The organism is Natrononativus amylolyticus (assembly GCF_024362525.1).
Taxonomy (GTDB): Archaea; Halobacteriota; Halobacteria; order Halobacteriales; family Natrialbaceae; genus Natrononativus; species Natrononativus amylolyticus.
The window spans coordinates 2,187,209-2,204,850 of sequence record NZ_CP101458.1 but is presented as its reverse complement, the minus strand read 5'-3'; the positions used below and the strand labels follow the sequence as shown (position 1 = coordinate 2,204,850).

General features: G+C 67.5%; 20 protein-coding genes. 12 read left to right on the top strand and 8 right to left on the bottom strand.

Features of this window, described 5'->3' with window-relative positions; genetic code table 11:
- Positions 1 to 5 precede the first annotated feature (5 nt).
- Complete coding sequence (locus NMQ11_RS11675) at positions 6 to 830, bottom strand: hypothetical protein (protein ID WP_255168328.1); 825 nt, start codon at positions 828 to 830, stop codon at positions 6 to 8.
- 153 nt (positions 831 to 983) lie between these two features.
- Here NMQ11_RS11675 and aglM point away from each other — a divergent pair, with 153 nt between their 5' ends.
- Both aglM and aglJ read left to right on the top strand, forming a co-directional pair.
- Complete coding sequence (gene aglM, locus NMQ11_RS11670) at positions 984 to 2,273, top strand: UDP-glucose 6-dehydrogenase AglM (RefSeq protein WP_255168327.1); 1,290 nt, start codon at positions 984 to 986, stop codon at positions 2,271 to 2,273.
- Between the two features lie 82 nt (positions 2,274 to 2,355).
- Positions 2,356 to 3,363 carry an S-layer glycoprotein N-glycosyltransferase AglJ gene (gene aglJ / locus NMQ11_RS11665; protein ID WP_255168326.1) on the top strand — a complete coding sequence of 336 codons (1,008 nt, stop codon included), beginning with the start codon at positions 2,356 to 2,358 and terminating at the stop codon, positions 3,361 to 3,363.
- On the opposite strand, the gene NMQ11_RS11660 is transcribed toward aglJ, so the two are convergent.
- Positions 3,360 to 3,689 carry a DUF5789 family protein gene (locus NMQ11_RS11660; RefSeq protein WP_255168324.1) on the bottom strand — a complete coding sequence of 110 codons (330 nt, stop codon included), beginning with the start codon at positions 3,687 to 3,689 and terminating at the stop codon, positions 3,360 to 3,362. The two genes, aglJ and NMQ11_RS11660, sit on opposite strands and share 4 nt — an antisense overlap.
- Positions 3,690 to 3,800: 111 nt before the next feature.
- On the opposite strand from NMQ11_RS11660, the gene NMQ11_RS11655 reads away from it, so the two are divergent.
- On the top strand, positions 3,801 to 4,010 hold the full coding sequence (locus NMQ11_RS11655) for a ribbon-helix-helix domain-containing protein (protein WP_255168322.1): 210 nt from the start codon (positions 3,801 to 3,803) through the stop codon (positions 4,008 to 4,010).
- Between the two features lie 27 nt (positions 4,011 to 4,037).
- Here NMQ11_RS11655 and NMQ11_RS11650 read toward each other — a convergent pair whose 3' ends face one another.
- Positions 4,038 to 4,472 (bottom strand): JAB/MPN domain protein-containing protein, encoded by a 435-nt coding sequence (locus NMQ11_RS11650; RefSeq protein ID WP_255168320.1) that lies wholly within the window; start codon positions 4,470 to 4,472, stop codon positions 4,038 to 4,040.
- 79 nt (positions 4,473 to 4,551) lie between these two features.
- A complete protein-coding gene (locus tag NMQ11_RS11645; protein ID WP_255168318.1) occupies positions 4,552 to 5,235 on the bottom strand; it encodes an MBL fold metallo-hydrolase in 684 nt (227 codons plus the stop codon).
- 99 nt (positions 5,236 to 5,334) lie between these two features.
- On the opposite strand from NMQ11_RS11645, the gene NMQ11_RS11640 reads away from it, so the two are divergent.
- Complete coding sequence (locus NMQ11_RS11640) at positions 5,335 to 6,027, top strand: VOC family protein (RefSeq protein ID WP_255168316.1); 693 nt, start codon at positions 5,335 to 5,337, stop codon at positions 6,025 to 6,027.
- An 8-nt stretch (positions 6,028 to 6,035) separates the two neighbouring features.
- Here the strand turns inward: NMQ11_RS11640 and NMQ11_RS11635 are convergent, their stop codons facing one another.
- Both NMQ11_RS11635 and NMQ11_RS11630 read right to left on the bottom strand, forming a co-directional pair.
- The gene (locus tag NMQ11_RS11635; RefSeq protein ID WP_255168307.1) at positions 6,036 to 6,326 is read right to left on the bottom strand and encodes a DUF5779 family protein; all 291 of its coding nucleotides are present in this window, start codon (positions 6,324 to 6,326) and stop codon (positions 6,036 to 6,038) included.
- 56 nt (positions 6,327 to 6,382) lie between these two features.
- Positions 6,383 to 6,838, bottom strand: coding sequence for a ferritin-like domain-containing protein (locus NMQ11_RS11630; RefSeq protein WP_255168303.1), 456 nt, complete (start codon positions 6,836 to 6,838; stop codon positions 6,383 to 6,385).
- A gap of 335 nt (positions 6,839 to 7,173) precedes the next feature.
- Here NMQ11_RS11630 and NMQ11_RS11625 point away from each other — a divergent pair, with 335 nt between their 5' ends.
- The 8 genes from NMQ11_RS11625 (at position 7,174) to leuB (ending at position 15,544) form a co-directional block, all read left to right on the top strand.
- Positions 7,174 to 8,412, top strand: coding sequence for a LeuA family protein (locus tag NMQ11_RS11625; RefSeq protein WP_255168301.1), 1,239 nt, complete (start codon positions 7,174 to 7,176; stop codon positions 8,410 to 8,412).
- A gap of 310 nt (positions 8,413 to 8,722) precedes the next feature.
- Positions 8,723 to 10,513 carry a biosynthetic-type acetolactate synthase large subunit gene (gene ilvB / locus NMQ11_RS11620; protein ID WP_255168299.1) on the top strand — a complete coding sequence of 597 codons (1,791 nt, stop codon included), beginning with the start codon at positions 8,723 to 8,725 and terminating at the stop codon, positions 10,511 to 10,513.
- Positions 10,510 to 11,172, top strand: coding sequence for an acetolactate synthase small subunit (gene ilvN / locus NMQ11_RS11615; RefSeq protein WP_255168297.1), 663 nt, complete (start codon positions 10,510 to 10,512; stop codon positions 11,170 to 11,172). Before ilvB ends, ilvN begins: the two co-directional genes overlap by 4 nt.
- A complete protein-coding gene (ilvC, locus tag NMQ11_RS11610) occupies positions 11,165 to 12,223 on the top strand; it encodes a ketol-acid reductoisomerase (RefSeq protein WP_255168295.1) in 1,059 nt (352 codons plus the stop codon). The genes ilvN and ilvC overlap by 8 nt, the downstream gene beginning before the upstream one ends.
- Before the next feature lie 21 nt (positions 12,224 to 12,244).
- Positions 12,245 to 12,520 carry a DUF7989 family protein gene (locus NMQ11_RS11605; protein WP_255168293.1) on the top strand — a complete coding sequence of 92 codons (276 nt, stop codon included), beginning with the start codon at positions 12,245 to 12,247 and terminating at the stop codon, positions 12,518 to 12,520.
- Positions 12,517 to 13,938 carry a 3-isopropylmalate dehydratase large subunit gene (gene leuC, locus NMQ11_RS11600; RefSeq protein ID WP_255168291.1) on the top strand — a complete coding sequence of 474 codons (1,422 nt, stop codon included), beginning with the start codon at positions 12,517 to 12,519 and terminating at the stop codon, positions 13,936 to 13,938. Before NMQ11_RS11605 ends, leuC begins: the two co-directional genes overlap by 4 nt.
- Entirely contained in the window at positions 13,935 to 14,567 is a 633-nt protein-coding gene (leuD, locus tag NMQ11_RS11595; protein WP_255168289.1) for a 3-isopropylmalate dehydratase small subunit, read from the top strand. The genes leuC and leuD overlap by 4 nt, the downstream gene beginning before the upstream one ends.
- Entirely contained in the window at positions 14,564 to 15,544 is a 981-nt protein-coding gene (leuB, locus tag NMQ11_RS11590) for a 3-isopropylmalate dehydrogenase (protein WP_255168287.1), read from the top strand. Before leuD ends, leuB begins: the two co-directional genes overlap by 4 nt.
- A 35-nt stretch (positions 15,545 to 15,579) precedes the next feature.
- Here the strand turns inward: leuB and NMQ11_RS11585 are convergent, their stop codons facing one another.
- Entirely contained in the window at positions 15,580 to 16,629 is a 1,050-nt protein-coding gene (locus tag NMQ11_RS11585; RefSeq protein ID WP_255168285.1) for a sensor histidine kinase, read from the bottom strand.
- A gap of 102 nt (positions 16,630 to 16,731) precedes the next feature.
- On the bottom strand, positions 16,732 to 17,565 hold the full coding sequence (dph5, locus tag NMQ11_RS11580; RefSeq protein WP_255168284.1) for a diphthine synthase: 834 nt from the start codon (positions 17,563 to 17,565) through the stop codon (positions 16,732 to 16,734).
- Positions 17,566 to 17,642: the final 77 nt, after the last annotated feature.

The window sequence follows — 17,642 nt, the reverse complement described above, 5'->3', positions numbered from 1 at the left end:
CGATCCTATTCCTGGCCGCTCGAGTCGCCTCGCTGTCGCCAGGTCCGTGGAACGAGATCCTGCAGATCGGGATGATCGAGGTGTACTCGGGCGTCGTCGCTGAGGTCCTCGTATCGCTTCGCGACGGCGATCTCATCGCGGAGGGCCTGCCACTCCTCGTGGCGGGACGCGACGAGGACGGGAATCGATTCGAGGCCGAGCACCTTCGCGATCGAGAGCCGGTGGTCTCCAGCGCCCCTCTTGTGGAACGAACCATCACGGCCGATCGAGACTCGGAGTTCGTTCAACAGCGGGTGCAGGCTATCGTTGTTCGACTCGAACGTCCGACCGGGTGATTCGCGGAGGAGCTTCTCCTGGGTCTTGTAGCCCTCTGCGGCGATCCGTTCGTACAACTCGTCGATTCCGCGGTAGTACACCCGGAGATCAGCCTCCGTCGTCATCCCCTTGGTCGTTTCGTGGTTCTCGAGTTTCGTCAGATAGCGGTGGTATTTTTCGGTCTCTTCCCAGTCGACGTTCTCCTGAAACCGGGCGACCATCGACGAGTACACCGGTTTCTCTTCGAACCGTCTGCTGTGCTGATCCCACGGCCCGTCCCTGACGGCCCCCCACCGTTTGGGCACGTCGGGACCGAACCAGGCGACCTCATCCGGATCGACCCAGACGAGTTTGAACGGATCCGTGTCGGTGTATCGCTGGTTCGTAACGACCGCACGGAACTGGATAGCCAACCAGAGGATGGGGCGCGGGTCTGATACCCTTCGGAGTGCTACCGTCACCCATGTTCGGAGTGTGTACCGCCCGAAATCGAACATTTCGGCGAGTAGACTCATCATTCCCTGCGTGCGAATAATCGAAACGGAACGACGAACGCGCCGGCGCATTTTTTCATCGTACACGAACCAGGGTAATAATTACTCATACTACGGCGTCGACTCCGGACCGAACCCAAAAACCACTAACACCCGCACCTCGTCTCCCCCGTCATGAACGTCTCGATCATCGGCAGCGGCTACGTCGGCACTACCATCGCCGCCTGCCTCGCGGAGCTCGGACACGACGTCGTCAACGTCGAGATCAACGAGGAAGTCGTCGACGCGATCAACGCGGGCGAGGCACCGATCCACGAGCCGGGCCTCGCAGAGCGCATCGCCGAACACGCCGGGACGACCCTCCGGGCGACGACCGACTACGGCGCCGTCCGCGACACCGAACTCACCTTCCTCTGTCTACCGACCCCGCAGGCCGACGACGGCAGCCTCGACCTCGCGATCATGGAGGCCGCCGCCGAGTCCCTCGGTGACGCCCTCGCGGAGAAGAACGACGACCACCTCGTGGTCGTCAAGTCGACGGTGCTTCCCGGCACGACCGAGGACGTCGTGGGGCCGATCGTCGCCGACCGCTCGGGCAAGCGCGTCGGCGAGGACCTCCACCTCGCGATGAACCCCGAGTTCCTCCGGATGAGTACTGCGGTTCGGGACTTCCTCGAGCCCGACAAGATCGTCGTTGGGGCGACGGGCGAGGGCGCCTTCGCCGCGCTACGGGAGCTGTACGGGCCGATTCTCGAACGCGAGGAAACCCACCTCGTCGAGACCGGCGTGCGAGAGGCCGAACTCATCAAGTACGCCAACAACGCCTTCCTCGCGGCGAAGGTGTCGCTGGTGAACGAGCTGGGGAACATCTCGAAGGAGTACGGCGCCGACGCCTACGAGGTGCTCGAGGCGGTCGGGCTCGACGACCGGATCTCCGATCGGTTCCTCCGGTCGGGCCTGGGGTGGGGCGGTTCGTGCTTCCCGAAGGACGTCAACGCCCTCAGGGCGGGCGCGCGAGAGCAGGGGTACGAGCCGACGCTGCTCGACGCCGTCGTCGAGGTCAACGACAAACAGCCGGTGCGGCTGGTCGACGCCATCCAGTCCCACGTCGACCTCGCCGGCGCGCGGATCGCGGTCCTCGGGCTGTCGTTCAAGCCGAACACGGACGACACCCGCAAGTCCCGCGCGCTCGACGTCGTCGCCGAACTCGAGGCCCGCGGCGCGACGGTCGTCGCCTACGACCCGGTCGCGATCGACAACGTTCGCGAAACGTACCCCGAGATCGAGTACGCCGAGTCGGCCGAGGCGGCCCTCGAGGGCGCCGACGGCGCGGTCGTCGCGACGGACTGGCCCGAGTTCGACGACCTCTCGTTCGACGGGATGGCCCGCCGGATCCTCGTCGACGGCCGGCGGATCGACGTCGACGAGGGGGGCCTCGAGGCGTACGAGGGGCTGACCTGGTAGCGCCTCGACGGGGCGGATCGGACGTGTCACCACCCGAACCCGACCAGTACGTTTTTCGGTTCTCGGCATCGAGACGACGGTAATGGACGACGACGCGGCTCGTCCCGACGCGAGTCCCCGGCCCGACGGCGGTGTCGCCGTGACCAGCGAGGAGCGGTCGCTCTCCCCGGACGACGTCTGCATTCTGCTGCCGACACTCGAGGAGGAGGCGACGATCGGCGAGGTGATCGACGGCTTCGCGGGCTACGGCTACACGAACGTCCTCGTGGTCGACGGCGACTCCGAGGATCGAACGCGGGAGATCGCACGCGAGCGCGGCGCCCGCGTGATCACCCAGTCCGGCAGCGGGAAGGGCCAGGCCGTTCGCGAGGCGCTCGACCACGTCGACGTCCCCTACGTGCTGATGGCAGACGGCGACGGCACCTACGACCCGGCGGACGCAGATCGGATGCTCGAGCCGCTCGCGAACGGCTACGAGCACGTCATCGGCAACCGCTTCGCGGACATGGACGACGACGCGATGAAGCGGCTCAACGGCGTCGGCAACCGGCTGATCAACCGGGCGTTCCGGTTCATCCACGGCGCGGCTTACGAGGACATCCTCTCGGGGTACCGGGCGTTTACGACCGAGTCGTTCCGGCGCATCTCGCTCGACTCGGACGGCTTTACGATCGAGACCGAACTCGCCGTCGAGTGCGTCAAACACGGCGTCGAGACGACGGTGGTGCCGATCAGCTACCGCGCCCGACCCGAGGACTCGGAGACGAACCTCCACCCGGTCAGGGACGGGGGGACGATCCTCCTCGCGCTGTACTCGCTGGCGAAGACGAACAACCCGCTGTTTTACTTCGGTTTCTTCGGGTTCGCCGGCATCGCCTCCGGGAGCGTTATCGCGCTCTACGTGCTCTCCCAGTGGGTCTGGTACGGGACCGGCCACGAGATCCTCGCGGTCGTCTCGGCTGCGGCCATCTTACTCGGCGTGCAACTGCTCATGTTCGGCGTGCTCTCGGACATGATCGTCACACTGCACCGCGAACAGCGACGGCGCCTCGAGCGAATCACGCGAGAGAACGGACGGAAGGAGCCCTAGAAGGGGAGAAACGACCGTAACTGCTGGACGACTCCTCCGGAGTGGCGCTTTCGGTACTCCTCGAAGTGGGGGTGCAGGGCGTTCAGTAGCTCCTGGCGGGTCGCGAACTCCTCGCGGTCGACCTCCTCGAGGATCTCACCGAGCGCGACGTCGTTTCCGTGGACGTCGTACGGCACCGGTTTCTCGCCCAGCGTCGACGCGACAGCCGTCCTCGAGGCGGGAAACGAGAGGTCGCTGTCCCGGAGGTGTGCGTCGACGGCGGCGATGCCGAACTCGATGCTGTCGGGTTCGTCGTCGTCTCCGTTCGATGGTGGCCGGACTCCCATGGGGCGGCGTAGGCGCTCCGCTCTCAAAGTCGCTACGACAGCGGGCGGTCGGAACCGGAGGTACGTGTGGCCGTCGACAACGATTTCACGCCGCCGGTGCTCGATACCGGTATGACCGAGTACACGACGGTGTCGATTCCGAAGGATCTCGCCGAGCGGGTCGACGAGACGATCGAGGGAACGAGCTTCCAGAGCACGAGCGATCTCGTTCGCTTTCTGCTTCGAAGCATCGTGATCCAGCACCAGCGCTCTGGCGAACTCACCGAGGCGGAGTTCGAGGAGATCGCAGAGCAGCTTCGGGGGCTGGGCTACCTGGAGTAACGGCTCTGCGCGGACCGCCGACCCGGCTCAGACGGACGACTCCTCGGGCAACGAGCCGTCCGGCGCCCTCGCGTCGACGATCGAGAGCGGCTGGCGCTCGCCCAGTCGGTTGAACGCGCCGAAGGAGTCCTCGCCGGTCCCCCACGGGAGCGTCGCGACGACGATCACCGGCGCGAGGTCGTCGCGCTTGGTCACCTCGAGTTCGCCGACCGGGTGGGAGACGAACTGTCCCTGGGTCTGGCCGGCGGGCGTCGTGAGGTCGACGCCGAAGACGGCGTTGACGGGGTTGCCCGGGTCCGGGAGGTAGAAGTCCGTGAAGACCGCCGTCTCGGCCGACAGCTCCTCGGCCCCCTCGAGGTTGCCCGCCGGCGTCGTCGAGATGCCGGTACTCACCGGATCCGGGTCCGCCTCTCTCGCGAGGTCGACGAGGACGTCGACCAGGGCGCGGGTTATGTAGACCACGGGGGGTCTACGACGGCCGCGACAATAGTGGTGTGTTACAGGCGACGTGACTGTCGAGCGCGGCGACCGGTTTCCGGCGCTACACCGGCAGGAACCGCCAGAGACTCTCCGCGTAAAGCCGCGGCGTTCGTCGGCGAGCGCCCGAGAGCGCCGTCTCGAGCGCCTCGGGTGCGTCGCGCAGGACGCCCTCGCCGTGGCCGACGAGGATCCGCTCGGGTCGGAGTCCGCGGAGTTGCTCGCGGGGCGGCACCGGCCGAAGCATCGGGTGGACGCCGAGGCGTTCGCCCCCGGCCAGGAAGTACGGCGCCGTTCCGAGGGATTCGGGGACGACGAGGGTCCCTCGCTCGGGGTCGAACAGCGCGACCTCCCGCCAGAACCGGCTATCGTGGAGCGTGCGGACCTCGAGGCCGGTGTCGGCGAGTTCGTCCCCGAAGCGGACGATCGGCGCCTCGAGGTCCTCGGCGACGCCGTCGAAGAACTCGGGGAGGTAGACGTGAGCGCCGTGTCGTCGCGCGATCGCCGCAGCGTCGCGCGTGTGTCTGTCGGTCCCGACGACGACGCCGGCGACCTCGCCCAGCGATTCGAGCAGGTCGTCGAGACCTTCGGCGTCGACGGGGTCGGTCACCCACACCTCGCCGTCGGCGACCAGGGCGTGACTCGCCCGCTGCATCGTCTCCTCGGGGTGTGCAAGCCAGCCGGCGCCGCCCTCGAACCGGTCGATCTCACGGAGTTCCGTCGCGCGCTCGTCGACGCGGAATGCCATGCGTCGGTTACTACGACCGACGGTATAAGCGCGCGGCCGACGTCTGTCGGCAACCGGTCCGGCGACGCCTCTTTGAGGGCGGCCGGAGTACGTCGAGGCATGCTGACCCGGCTGGCCTGGCTCGCCCTCGAGGTCAAGTACCTCGAGCCGGCGCGACGGTTCTACGAGGAGACGCTCGAGCTATCGGTGACCGACGAGCGCGGCGACGCCGTGGCGTTCGCCGCGGGCGAGACCGACCTCGTCGTCCGCCGACCCACGGGGGTTCCCCGCGGGGGGCTTCACACGCACTTCGCGTTCTCGATCCCCGACGCGGAGTACGACGACTGGTGGGACCGCCTGAGCGAGGAGTACGACCTCGAGGAGTTCACCTTCGGGAGCGCCAGGTCGCTCTACTGCTACGACCCCGACGGCAACTGCGTCGAACTCGGCCAACAGGGCGTTCCCGGGCCGGGAATCGACGGGATCTTCGAGGTCGTCCTCGAGGTCGAGTCGCTCCCGGCGGCGGAGTCCTTCTACGCCGACCTCGGCTTCGAGACGGTCGACCGGGGCGACGACCGGAAACGGGTGCGGATGAACGGCCCGGTGGCGCTCGAGCTGTGGGAACCCCACCTCGGGATCGCTGACGCCCGCGGCGGCGTCCACGTCGACCTCGGTTTCGAAGCGCCGAACCCCGACCGCGCGGCCGACGCGGTCGCCGACCGCGCGTGTCGCCTCGAGGGCGGCACGGACGGAACCGTGATTCGCGACCCGGACGGTCACCACCTGACGATCGTCTCCGAAACCTCCCGCTGACGGCCGGGTTAGAGCCGGTCGGTGTTGACGTCGATCCCCGGCGGCGCGACGATCAGGAAGCCCCGGAAGTGGACGAGGCTGCCGCCGGACTCCTTGACGTCGCGGGCGAAGCCCGCGGCGAGTTCGTTGACGCTCCCGTCGACGTAGAGGACGAGGACGTTGCCGCTCGCGACCGCCTCGAGCCACTCCTCTGGGTCGTTCGTCCCGTCGAGTACCCCGAGGACGAGTTCGCCCTCGAGTTCGAGTTCCTCGTCGATGTGTTCCTCGACCGCTCTGAGGTCGAGGTCGAAGTCGCTCATGGTCGTGGGTCGGAGGGAGACGAGAAAAACGTTCCCCTGGAGTGAACCGTCGTCTTTTAATTCGACGGGAACTCCTTCCGGAAGCCGCGGAACTCGCTGCGGTGGGCTTCCTCGTCGGTCAGGATCGTCACGGCGACGTCCTCGGTCACCGGATCGTTCGCCTCTTCGGCGGCCTCGAGTAGCGCGCGGTACGTCTCGATCGCCTCCTCCTCGGCCTCGAGGACGCCCTCGATCACCGACTGGACGTCCGTGGTGTCCTCGGGTGGCTGGAGACTCGACTGGTGGGGCTCGAACCCCTCGGAGCCGGGCGGGGCGTGTTCGAGCTGTTTCAGCCGCTGGCCGAGCAGGCGGGCGTGCTCGAGTTCCTCCTCTACGTCCGCCGCGAGGCTCTCCTTTACCTCCTCCGCGTGGACGCCGTCGAGGACGATCGAGTTCGTCAGGTAGTTCATCACGGTCTCGAGTTCGTCGACGTACGCCGTCGTCAGCAGGTCGATCACGTCGTCGGATGTCATTGCGGGGCGGCGTACCACGAGCCGTGGTATAATACTGACACGCTGCGGAAATCGGCGACGGCCGGAAGCGCCCTCCAACTGGACACTCGTTCAGTCGAGGCCGCGCGCCAGCGCGCCGGACCTTCGGTTCTCAAGAAACCGGTCGGAAATTACAACGTCACGGTCTACCATGCACGAACTTCACACAGTATCATCCGGTAGTGTATAAGGATGTATGGTGAGACATAGGTCGTTGATGTCCTGCGGTTTCGTCGATGTACATGGCTGAGCGACTCTGTACAAATACTGCCGAAACCTGTCTCAGCGCCAGGTTTATATATCACCTCGAGCCTCGGATGGAGATACAATGTCTACACCAGACACACCCGGCTCTGATACCAGTCAGGGCGGTCGAGTTCTTCCAGGGCACGTTAGATTCCACTGAGGAGATTCAGACGGCACGGGTTTTCGACACCACGCTGCGGGACGGCGAACAGTCTCCCGGGACGTCGTTTTCCTACGACGACAAGCGTGAGATCGCAGCTATTCTGGACGAGATGGGCACCCACGTCATCGAGGCCGGGTTCCCCGTCAACGGCGAGGCCGAGTTCGAGGCCGTTCGCGACATCGCTTCCTCGACGCGCACGACGACCTGCGGGTTGGCCCGCGTCGTCGAGGGCGACGTCGAGGCCGCACTCGACTCCGGCGTCGAGATGGTTCACGTCTTCGTGAGCACGAGCGACGTCCAGATCGAAGATTCGATGCACGCCACCAGAGAGGAAGTCGTACAGCGCGCAGTCGACTCCGTCGAACGCGTCCGTGAAACCGGCACCACGTGCATGTTCTCGCCGATGGATGCGACGCGAACCGACGAGTCGTTCCTGCTCGAGGTCGTCGAGGCCGTCACCGAGGCGGGCACCGACTGGATCAACGTTCCGGACACCTGCGGGGTCGCGACCCCGCGGCGGTTCTACGACCTGATCGAGACGATCGGCGAGCACACCGACGCCCGGATCGACGTCCACACCCACGACGACTTCGGGCTGGCGACCGCGAACGCGCTGGCGGGCATCGAGGCCGGCGCCGAGCAGGCCCAGGTCTCGGTGAACTCCATCGGCGAGCGCGCGGGTAACGCCGCCTACGAGGAGTTCGTGATGGCCGTCGAGTCGGTGTACCAGACCGACACCGGCATCGACACGACCCGGATCACCGAACTCTCGAGGATCGTCGAGGAGAAAAGCGGCATGGAGACGCCGGGGAACAAACCCGTCGTCGGCGCGAACGCCTTCTCCCACGAGAGCGGTATCCACGCCGCCGGCGTCATCGAGAACAGCGACACGTTCGAACCCGGCGTCATGACCCCCGAGATGGTCGGCGCGACCCGCAAGCTGGTCATGGGCAAACACACGGGCACCCACTCGGTGCGCGAACGGCTGACCGAGCGCGGCTTCGACCCGACCGACGAGGAGGTCCGCGCTGTCACCCGCCGCGTGAAGGACTACGGCGCGGAGAAGCGCCGCGTCACGGTGGCCGACCTGGAGCGCTTCGCCGAGGAGGAGAACGTCGACAGACGTAGAGAGGAGGTGCGAGCCTGAGGATGCGGGCTCCGACGACCGCTCCCCCCGAGCACCCGCTGGCGCAGCCGGGAGTGTGCAACGGTTGCCACCCACACAAGCCTTATATCGGTCGGGCTCGCTACTGTGCAGGTAATGGCGCGACGCGCACTCGCTTCGGCTCGCACGGCCGACAGCGCCGCGTCCGCTTCGCTCATTATTGTAGGGGCCGCCTAGCCCCTACTCACCCCTCTCTCCGACCCGAACCCGCACCGTTTTCAGAGCGACCAGCCCACCACCAGATGACACGAGACACACCACGACGCCGCACGACCGCGGCGGGAGGGGATCGATGAGCGAGCGCGCGACGTCGGTTTCCCCACGAACGGAACAGGACCGCACCCGCGAGGAGAACACCGAGGAGTCCGCGGCGGACTCGAGCGCCGACGCTCGGCCGGTAACCACGGGCGCAGAGGCGGTCGTCCGCGCCCTCGAGACCGCGGGCGTCGAGTACGCCTTCGGCGTCCAGGGCGGCGCGATCATGCCCGTCTACGACGCCCTCTACGACTCGCCGATCCGGCACGTGACGATGGCCCACGAGCAGGGTGCCTCCCACGCCGCCGACGCCTACGGCATCGTCTCCGGCGAGCCAGGCGTCTGTCTCGCCACCTCGGGACCGGGGGCGACCAACCTCGTGACCGGCATCGCCGATGCGGACATGGACTCCGATCCGATGATCGCGCTGACCGGCCAGGTTCCCACCGAACTGGTCGGCAACGACGCCTTCCAGGAGACCGACACGACCGGCGTGACGGCGCCGATCACGAAGGCGAACACGTTCTCGAGCGATCCGAACAGCGTCGGCGACGACGTCGGCGAGGCGTTCGCGCTCGCGGCCGAGGGCCGCCCCGGCCCGACGCTGGTCGACCTGCCGAAGGACGTGACGCTGGCCGAGACGGACCGCGAGCCGGCCGAACCGAAAACGCCCGCGACGTACGACGTTCAGGAGCGGGCCGACCCGACGATCGTCGCCGAGGCGGCCCGACGGATCGAGCGCGCTCAGAAGCCGATCATGCTGCTCGGCGGCGGCGTGATCAAGGGCGACGCGGCCGCGGAGTGTCGCGCGTTCGCGACCGAACACGAGATCCCGGTGGTGACGACGATGCCCGGGATCGGCTCGTTCCCCGAGGACCACGAACTCGCCATGGAGATGGCGGGGATGCACGGCACCGGCTACGCCAACATGGCGATCACCCACTGCGATGCGATGATCGCCGTCGGCACCCGCTTCGACGACCGCCTCACCGGCGGCATCGACACGTTCGCGCCGGGCGCGGAGATCATCCACGTCGACATCGACCCCGCCGAGATCAGCAAGAACGTCCACGCGGAGTACCCGCTCGTCGGCGACGCGGCGACGGTCGTCACCCAGCTGGCGGAGGCCGTCGAGGAGTCGCCGAAAGCCACGAAGTGGCGCGCGCAGTGCCAGCAGTGGAAGTCGGAGTACTCGATGGCCTACGACACCCCCGAGGACGAGCCGGTCAAACCCCAGTTCGTCGTCGAGGCGTTAGACGAGGCCACGAGCGACCGCGCGATCGTGACGACCGGCGTCGGACAACACCAGATGTGGGCCTGCCAGTACTGGACCTACACCGAGCCCCGCACCTGGGTCTCGAGTCACGGTCTCGGCACGATGGGGTACGGCCTCCCCGCGGCGATCGGCGCGCGACTCGCCGCTGACGACGACCAGGAAGTGATCTGCGTCGAGGGCGACGGCTCGTTCCTGATGACGATGCAGGAACTCGCCGTCGCGGTCCGGGAGAACCTCGACATCACCGTCGCGGTGCTCAACAACGAGTACATCGGCATGGTCCGCCAGTGGCAGGACGCCTTCTTCGAGGGCCGCCACTCCGCCTCGGAGTACCACTGGTGTCCCGCCTTCGACAAGCTGGCCGAGGCCTTCGGCGCCCGCGGCTTCCGCATCGACGACTACGACGAGGTCGCAGACACGATCCAGGAAGCGGTCGCGTACGACGGCCCCTCGGTGATCGACGTCCACATCGACCCGCGGGCGAACGTTTACCCGATGGTTCCGAGCGGCGGCGACAACGGACAGTTCGCGCTGTCGGAGGACCAGTTATGAGCGGGTTAGACGGCCCCGCTCCCGAGGAACGCCCCGAATCGACGGGGCGTCGAAACGCCCAGGGGATCCGGATCGATCCCGAAGTCGAGGCCAGACACGAGCCTCGTCGGACCGTCATCTCGGTGCTCGTCGAGCACGAACCCGGCGTGCTCTCGGACGTCTCGGGGCTGTTCTCGAGGCGACAGTTCAACATCGAGAGCCTCACCGTCGGCCCGACGGAGGACGACGACCGCGCGCGGATCACGCTGGTCGTCGAGGAGACCGACCCCGGGATCGACCAGGTGAAAAAGCAGCTCCGGAAGCTGATCCCGGTCGTCGCCGTGCGCGAACTCGAGCCCGACGCGATGCGCCGGGAGCTCGCGCTCGTGAAGGTCAACGCCACTCGGCCGGACCGGGTCGCCGCCGTCGCGGACATGTACGGCGGGAAGACGGTCGACGCGAGCCCCGAGACGGCGACCGTCGAGATCACGGGCGCCCGCCAGAAGATCGACTCGGCGATCGAGGCGTTCAGCCAGTTCGGCATCCGCGAGATTTCACGAACGGGAACGACGGCGCTCGCCCGCGGCACCGAGGACACCGCGGGCGTCGCGCCCAACCAGGCCGCACAGCGCGTCGAGCAGACGAACCAGCCACACACCGCACCATCCGACGATGACTGATACGACACAGAACGCAGACGACGCATTCACGACGAACATCTACTACGGCGAGGACGCAGACGCCGCCTACATCGAGGACAAAACGGTCGCCGTCCTCGGCTACGGCAGCCAGGGCCACGCCCACGCGCTCAACCTCCACGACAGCGGCGTCGACGTGGTCGTCGGCCTTCGCGAGGACTCCTCCTCGTGGGCGCAGGCCGAAGACGACGGGCTCCGGGTAACGACGCCGGATACGGCGACCGCAGAGGCGGACATCGTGATGATGCTCGTGCCGGACACCGTCCAGCCGGCGGTGTTCGAGGCGATCGAGCCGGGCCTCGAGGCCGGCAACACCGTCATGTTCGCCCACGGGTTCAACATCCACTACAACCAGATTTCGGTACCCGAGAACGTCGACGTGACGATGGCCGCCCCGAAGGGGCCGGGCCACATCGTCCGCCGGGACTACGAGAACGGCGGCGGCACGCCCGCCCTGATCGCCGTCTACCAGGACTACACCGGGGAGGCGAAAGACGAGGCCCTCGCCTACGCGCAGGCCATCGGCGGCACCCGCGCGGGGGTCGTCGAGACGACGTTCCGCGAGGAGGTCGAATCCGACCTCTTCGGCGAGCAGGCCGTGCTCTGTGGCGGCGTCACCGCCCTCGTCAAGCACGGCTTCGAGACGCTCGTCGACAACGGCTACGCCCCCGAGATGGCGTACTTCGAGTGCCTGAACGAGCTCAAGCTGATCGTCGACCTGATGTACGAGGACGGGCTCGGCGGCATGTGGTACTCCGTGAGCGACACGGCGGAGTACGGCGGGCTCACCCGCGGCGACGAGATCGTCGACGAGACGGTACGAGAGAACATGGAGGAGGTGCTCGAGGAGGTCCAGGACGGCACCTTCGCCCGCGAGTGGATCAACGAGAACCAGGCCGGGCGGCCGGCGTACACCCAGCTGAAACGCCACGACGAGGAACACGAGATCGAGGAGATCGGCGCGCCGCTGCGCGATCTGTTCGAGTGGGAAGAAGAGGAGACCGAGCCGGCGGAAGTGCCGGCGGACGACTGAACGGAGACGGAACCCAGAACGATGACTGCAAACGACACAGCCAGCGACCGACGGACGATGAAACGAGTCAGCCACACCAACCCCTACACCGGCGAGAGCACGGGACAGCTGTTCACCCGCGGGCCGATCGTGGCCGCCGACGGCGGCCGCGCGAACGCGGTCGATTCCGACCGCGACGACGACGAGCGGCGGATGAAAGACGTGAGCCACACCCCGCCGAAGGAGGCCGAGGACGCCAATCGGGTCTTCGAGCGGGGCGGCAGCGAGGACGACGTCGCCTACGAGTACGAGGAATGAGCGAGCGCACCCTGTACGACAAGGTCTGGGACCGCCACAGCGTGACGACGCTGCCGACCGGCCAGGAACAGCTGTTCGTCGGCCTCCACCTCATCCACGAGGTGACGAGCCCGCAGGCGTTCGGCATGCTCGAGGAGCGCGACCTCGAGGTCGCCTACCCCGAACTCACCCACGCGACGGTCGATCACATCATTCCGACGGCGGATCAGTCCCGCCCGTACGCCGAGGACGCCGCCGAGGAGATGATGCGCGAACTCGAGGAGAACGTCCGCGAGGCGGGCATCGAGTTCTCGGACCCGAACAGCGGCGATCAGGGCATCGTCCACGTCGTCGGCCCGGAGCAGGGACTGACCCAGCCCGGAAAGACGATCGTCTGCGGCGACTCCCACACGTCGACTCACGGCGCCTTCGGCGCGCTCGCGTTCGGAATCGGTACCAGCCAGATCCGCGACGTGCTCGCGACGGGCACCCTCGCCTTCGAGAAGCAGAAAGTGAGAAAGATCGAGGTCGAGGGCGAACTCGGCGACGGCGTCGAGGCGAAGGACGTCATCCTCGAGATCATCCGCCGACTGGGAACCGAGGGCGGCGTCGGCTACGTCTACGAGTACGCCGGCTCCGCCATCGAACGTCTGGGCATGGAGGGTCGGATGTCGATCTGCAACATGTCGATCGAGGGCGGCGCCCGCGCGGGCTACGTCAACCCCGACGAGACCACCTACGAGTACCTGAAAGAGACCGACTACTTCCGGGAGAACCCCGAGGCGTTCGACGAGCTCAAACCGTACTGGGAGTCGATCAAATCGGACGAGACGGCCGAGTACGACGACGTCGTCACCATCGACGCGGGCGAACTCGAGCCGGTCGTCACCTGGGGGACGACCCCCGGTCAGGGCGTCGGCATCACGGATCCGATTCCGGAGCCCGAAGGCTTGCCGGCGGACAAGCGAGATACCGCCCGACGCGCCCAGGAACACATGCGCGTCGAACCCGGCGAGACGATGGCGGGCTACCCGATCGACGTCGCCTTCCTCGGCTCCTGTACCAACGCCCGGCTGCCCGACCTGCGACGGGCGGCCCGAATCGTCGAGGGCCGCGAGGTCCACCCCGAGGTACGGGCGATGGTCGTCCCCGGCAGCCAGCGCGTCCAGGAGACCGCCGAGGAGGAAGGCCTCAAAGAGATCTTCGAGGAAGCCGGCTTCGACTGGCGCAACGCCGGCTGCTCGATGTGTCTGGGCATGAACGAAGACCAGCTCGAGGGCGACGAGGCCTGTGCGTCCTCCTCGAACCGGAACTTCGTCGGCCGACAGGGGAGCAAGGACGGCCGTACCGTCCTGATGAACCCGCGGATGGTCGCCGCGGCGGCGATCACCGGCGAAGTAACTGACGTTCGCGAACTCAAGGAGGTGACCATGCAATGACCGCGTCCGAGGACGTCGAGATCCCGTCCGTCGAGGCGGTATCGGGAACCGGGGTCGCGATCCGCGGCAACGACATCGACACCGACCAGATCATCCCCGCCCGGTTCATGAAGGTCGTCACCTTCGACGGCCTGGGCGAGTTCGCGTTTTTCGACCAGCGATTTGACGACGAGGACAACCAGAAAGAACACCCGCTGAACGAGCCCGAACACCGCGACGCCTCGGTGATGGTCGTCAACGCGAACTTCGGCTGCGGTTCCTCCCGCGAACACGCCCCGCAGGCGCTTCAGCGGTGGGGGATCGACGCCTTCGTCGGCGAGAGCTTCGCCGAGATCTTCGCGGGTAACTGCCTCGCGCTTGGCATCCCGACGGTGACGGCCGACGCCGAGACGGTCGAAGCGATCCAGAACTGGGTCGAGGCGAACCCGGACGGAGAACTCGAGGTCGACGTCGCCGCCGAAACCGTCACCTACGGCGAGACGACCGTCGACGTCGCGGTCGACGAGGCCCAGCGGAAGGCCCTCGTCGAGGGCGTCTGGGACACGACCGCGCTGATGAAAGCCAACGCCGACGCGGTTCGCGAGACGGCCGAGTCGCTGCCGTACGTGGAGGACGGCAGACCCGTATGACCGCCCACGAAATCGCGGTTATTCCGGGCGACGGCATCGGCCGGGAGGTCGTTCCCGCCGCCGTCGACGTCCTCGAGGCGACGGACCTCGAGTTCGAGTTCACGTACGCGGACGCCGGCGACCACGTCAGAGACGAAACCGGCGAGGCCCTTCCGCGAGAGACGTACGACCTCGCTGCCAGCGCCGACGCGACGCTGTTCGGTGCGGCGGGCGAGACGGCCGCGGACGTGATCCTCCCGCTGCGGGCGGCCGTCGACTCGTTCGTCAACGTCCGCCCCGCGAAGGCGTATCCGGGCGTCGACGCCCTCCGTCCCGAGACGGACCTGGTTTTTCTCCGGGAGAACACCGAGGGCGTCTACTCGGGCCACGAGGACCGGCTGAGCGACGACCTCTCGACGCTCACGCGGGTCGTCACGGACTCGGCCTCCGAGCAGTTGGCCGAGTTCGCCTGCGAGTTCGTCGAAACCCGGGGCGCCGACGGCTTCACCGTCGCTCACAAGGCGAACGTGATGCGCGAGACCGACGGGCGATTTCGCGACGCCGTCCTCGCGGTCGCCGACGAGCGCGGCGTGGAAACCGACGAGGTGCTGATGGACGCCTTCGCGACGCACGTCTGTCTCGACCCGGCGCAGTTCGATATCGTCGTCTGCCCCAACCTCGCGGGCGACGTGCTCTCGGACCTCGCGGCGGGGCTCGTCGGCGGGCTCGGATTGCTGCCGAGCGCCAACGTCGGCCCCGAACGCGGACTGTTCGAGCCGGTCCACGGCACCGCGCCCGACATCGCGGGCGAGGGCGTGGCGAACCCCGCCGCGACGATCCTCTCGGCGGCGATGTGTCTCGAGTTCCTCGGCTGTGAGGAGGGAGCGGCGGTCCGCGAGGCCGTCGAGGACGTCCTCGAGTCCGGGCCGCGGACGCCGGATCTCGGCGGCGACGCGACCACCGAAGACGTGACGGCGGCGGTCGTCGACCGGCTCTGAGGGCGGTTGGTCGTCGTCCGACGCCCGCGTTCACCTCACCCCGTCGACACGACGTCGACGTCGGTGAACTCGAACCGGGCGCCCTCGGTTTCGCTCTCGGCGACCCGACAGTCCCACCCGTAGGCGTCGGCGAGTTGGCCGATGAACGTGAGGCCGAGACCGATCCCGCTCGTGTCCGTCGTGTAGCCCGCCTCGAAGACCTGCTCGCGCTTCGGCTCCGGTACCCCTCGCCCGTCGTCGGCGACGTAGAACCCGTCGTCGAGACCACCGACGCGGACGGCGACGTCGTCGCCGCCGTGCTCGAGGGCGTTCTCGAAGAGGTTCTCCAGGATGTGTCGGAGGTGGTGAGGTTCAGCTTCGACGACGAGATCCGTTTCGACGCGGAGGCGACCGTCCGGAGCGGAGAGGGTCTCCCAGACCTCGGTCGCCAGTCCGCCGAGACAGACCGGCTCGGGATCGACGGCCGACTGCTTGCCCTCGGCCAGGACCAGCAGGACGGTGATCATCTCCTCGATCCGCTCGTGAGCGGTCTCGACCTGATCGAACGCGTCGTCGTCACCGCGTCTGGCGTGCTGGAGGTAGATCTGGGCGATACCCAGCGGGTTTCTGACCTCGTGGGCGAGCATACTGGCGAAGCTCTCGAGGCGCTTGTTCTGTCGCTCGAGTTCCCGCTGTCGCTCCTTGCGCTCCGTGACGTCCTGAACGATCCCGACCGCGCGAACGGGCTCGCCACCGTCGTAGAAGAACTCCCCCTGTGCCATGATCCACCGCTGCTCGCCGTCGGCCCGGCGGATCCGACACTCGAACCGCCACTCGCCCGTCTCGAGGGCCGTCTCGAAGCGTCGTTCCACGTCGGCGCGGTCGTCGGGGTGAACGTGCTCGAGAAAGCGATCCAGGCTCCAGTCTTCGACCGGCTCCTCGTAGCCGAAGATCTGGTCGTGCTGTCGCGACCGGACCGGGGACTCCCCGCTCTGGAGGTCGAGTTCCCACGTGCCCATCTCCGCGGCTTCGACTGCGAGCCGTAACCGGTCGTCGGTCTCCCGGCTCTCGTCTGCGTCCCCGTCCGCGTTCACACCGTCCTCCATGCGTTATCGTGTACGTGTCTGGCACTGACTGTACACATAACGGTGTCGGATCGAGCGATTCTCGTGGTCGCCGACGGAGCCGCGACGGTCGATTCCAGGGGACTATACGACGTCGAGGGCGTCACGATCGACCCCCGCGAGTTCACAGAGGGCGTCGGCCTCGAGCAGGTGGCACTCGCCGGGAACGACGAGCAAGTGGAGCGGGTCACCGAACTCTCGGTCGGCGAGTTCGGTCATCGTCGCGGCCTCGACGACCGGATCGGGGCTGCCCGCGCGGGCGACGACGACGCCGACGAGACCGGGGTACGCCTCGGCGAGCAGGGAGGCGCCGACGTCGGCGGTCATGTACGTCTGGCCGGCCTCGCCGCCCGCGGTGTCGTCGCCGGCCGATTCTGCCCGCCGGACCGCCGCCTCGTTGTCGACTTTGATGTCGAGGTAGACGACGGTGTGGAGGCCGTCGGCGCGGTTGTCGTCGATCGTTTCCGTGACGCTCGCCGGGAGGCCGTCGGCGCCGTGGGCGTAGGGAAACGGCAGCGTGGTCGCCTTCCCGAAGCGGTAGTTCTGGAGGCCGGTGAGCGAACTCGTCGCGGTCTGGGCGGTGACGCCGTGGATCACGCGGGTCTCGATCCCCCGGTCGTGCGCCCGGAGCCGGAGGTCGACGTGCGTCGTCGAGATCATGGTGTCGCCGGCGGTGAGGAAGGCCACGTCCTCGCGCTCGGCCGCCTCGAGGATCTCCTCGGGGTGCTGTTCGACGCCGGCCCGATCGCGGACCTCGATGTCGATCCCGTGGTGGGACTCGAGCGTCTCGAGGTCGGTGCCGATCAGCTCGCTGGTGTAGAACTCGGCGTAGGCCCGGTCCGCTCGGCGAAGCGCGCCCCGCCCCTCGACGGTGATCGAGCGCTCGTCGTAGAGGCCGAGGCCGATGAAAGTGAGCATAGGCGTCCGTAGTGAGACCGTTCGCTATAAGCTTTCGAGTCGATTCTCGCGGACCGGCCGGTCGAACTGACTGCCAG

Bases quoted from the DNA above. Each gene is read 5' to 3' on its own strand.
- NMQ11_RS11675 (WP_255168328.1), bottom strand. From the start codon at position 830: ATGAGTCTACTCGCCGAAATGTTCGATTTCGGGCGGTACACACTCCGA.
- aglM (WP_255168327.1), top strand. From the start codon at position 984: ATGAACGTCTCGATCATCGGCAGCGGCTACGTCGGCACTACCATCGCC.
- aglJ (WP_255168326.1), top strand. From the start codon at position 2,356: ATGGACGACGACGCGGCTCGTCCCGACGCGAGTCCCCGGCCCGACGGC.
- NMQ11_RS11660 (WP_255168324.1), bottom strand. From the start codon at position 3,689: ATGGGAGTCCGGCCACCATCGAACGGAGACGACGACGAACCCGACAGC.
- NMQ11_RS11655 (WP_255168322.1), top strand. From the start codon at position 3,801: ATGACCGAGTACACGACGGTGTCGATTCCGAAGGATCTCGCCGAGCGG.
- NMQ11_RS11645 (WP_255168318.1), bottom strand. From the start codon at position 5,235: ATGGCATTCCGCGTCGACGAGCGCGCGACGGAACTCCGTGAGATCGAC.
- NMQ11_RS11640 (WP_255168316.1), top strand. From the start codon at position 5,335: ATGCTGACCCGGCTGGCCTGGCTCGCCCTCGAGGTCAAGTACCTCGAG.
- NMQ11_RS11635 (WP_255168307.1), bottom strand. From the start codon at position 6,326: ATGAGCGACTTCGACCTCGACCTCAGAGCGGTCGAGGAACACATCGAC.
- NMQ11_RS11630 (WP_255168303.1), bottom strand. From the start codon at position 6,838: ATGACATCCGACGACGTGATCGACCTGCTGACGACGGCGTACGTCGAC.
- NMQ11_RS11625 (WP_255168301.1), top strand. From the start codon at position 7,174: ATGGAGATACAATGTCTACACCAGACACACCCGGCTCTGATACCAGTC.
- ilvB (WP_255168299.1), top strand. From the start codon at position 8,723: ATGAGCGAGCGCGCGACGTCGGTTTCCCCACGAACGGAACAGGACCGC.
- ilvN (WP_255168297.1), top strand. From the start codon at position 10,510: ATGAGCGGGTTAGACGGCCCCGCTCCCGAGGAACGCCCCGAATCGACG.
- ilvC (WP_255168295.1), top strand. From the start codon at position 11,165: ATGACTGATACGACACAGAACGCAGACGACGCATTCACGACGAACATC.
- NMQ11_RS11605 (WP_255168293.1), top strand. From the start codon at position 12,245: ATGACTGCAAACGACACAGCCAGCGACCGACGGACGATGAAACGAGTC.
- leuC (WP_255168291.1), top strand. From the start codon at position 12,517: ATGAGCGAGCGCACCCTGTACGACAAGGTCTGGGACCGCCACAGCGTG.
- leuD (WP_255168289.1), top strand. From the start codon at position 13,935: ATGACCGCGTCCGAGGACGTCGAGATCCCGTCCGTCGAGGCGGTATCG.
- leuB (WP_255168287.1), top strand. From the start codon at position 14,564: ATGACCGCCCACGAAATCGCGGTTATTCCGGGCGACGGCATCGGCCGG.
- NMQ11_RS11585 (WP_255168285.1), bottom strand. From the start codon at position 16,629: ATGGAGGACGGTGTGAACGCGGACGGGGACGCAGACGAGAGCCGGGAG.
- dph5 (WP_255168284.1), bottom strand. From the start codon at position 17,565: ATGCTCACTTTCATCGGCCTCGGCCTCTACGACGAGCGCTCGATCACC.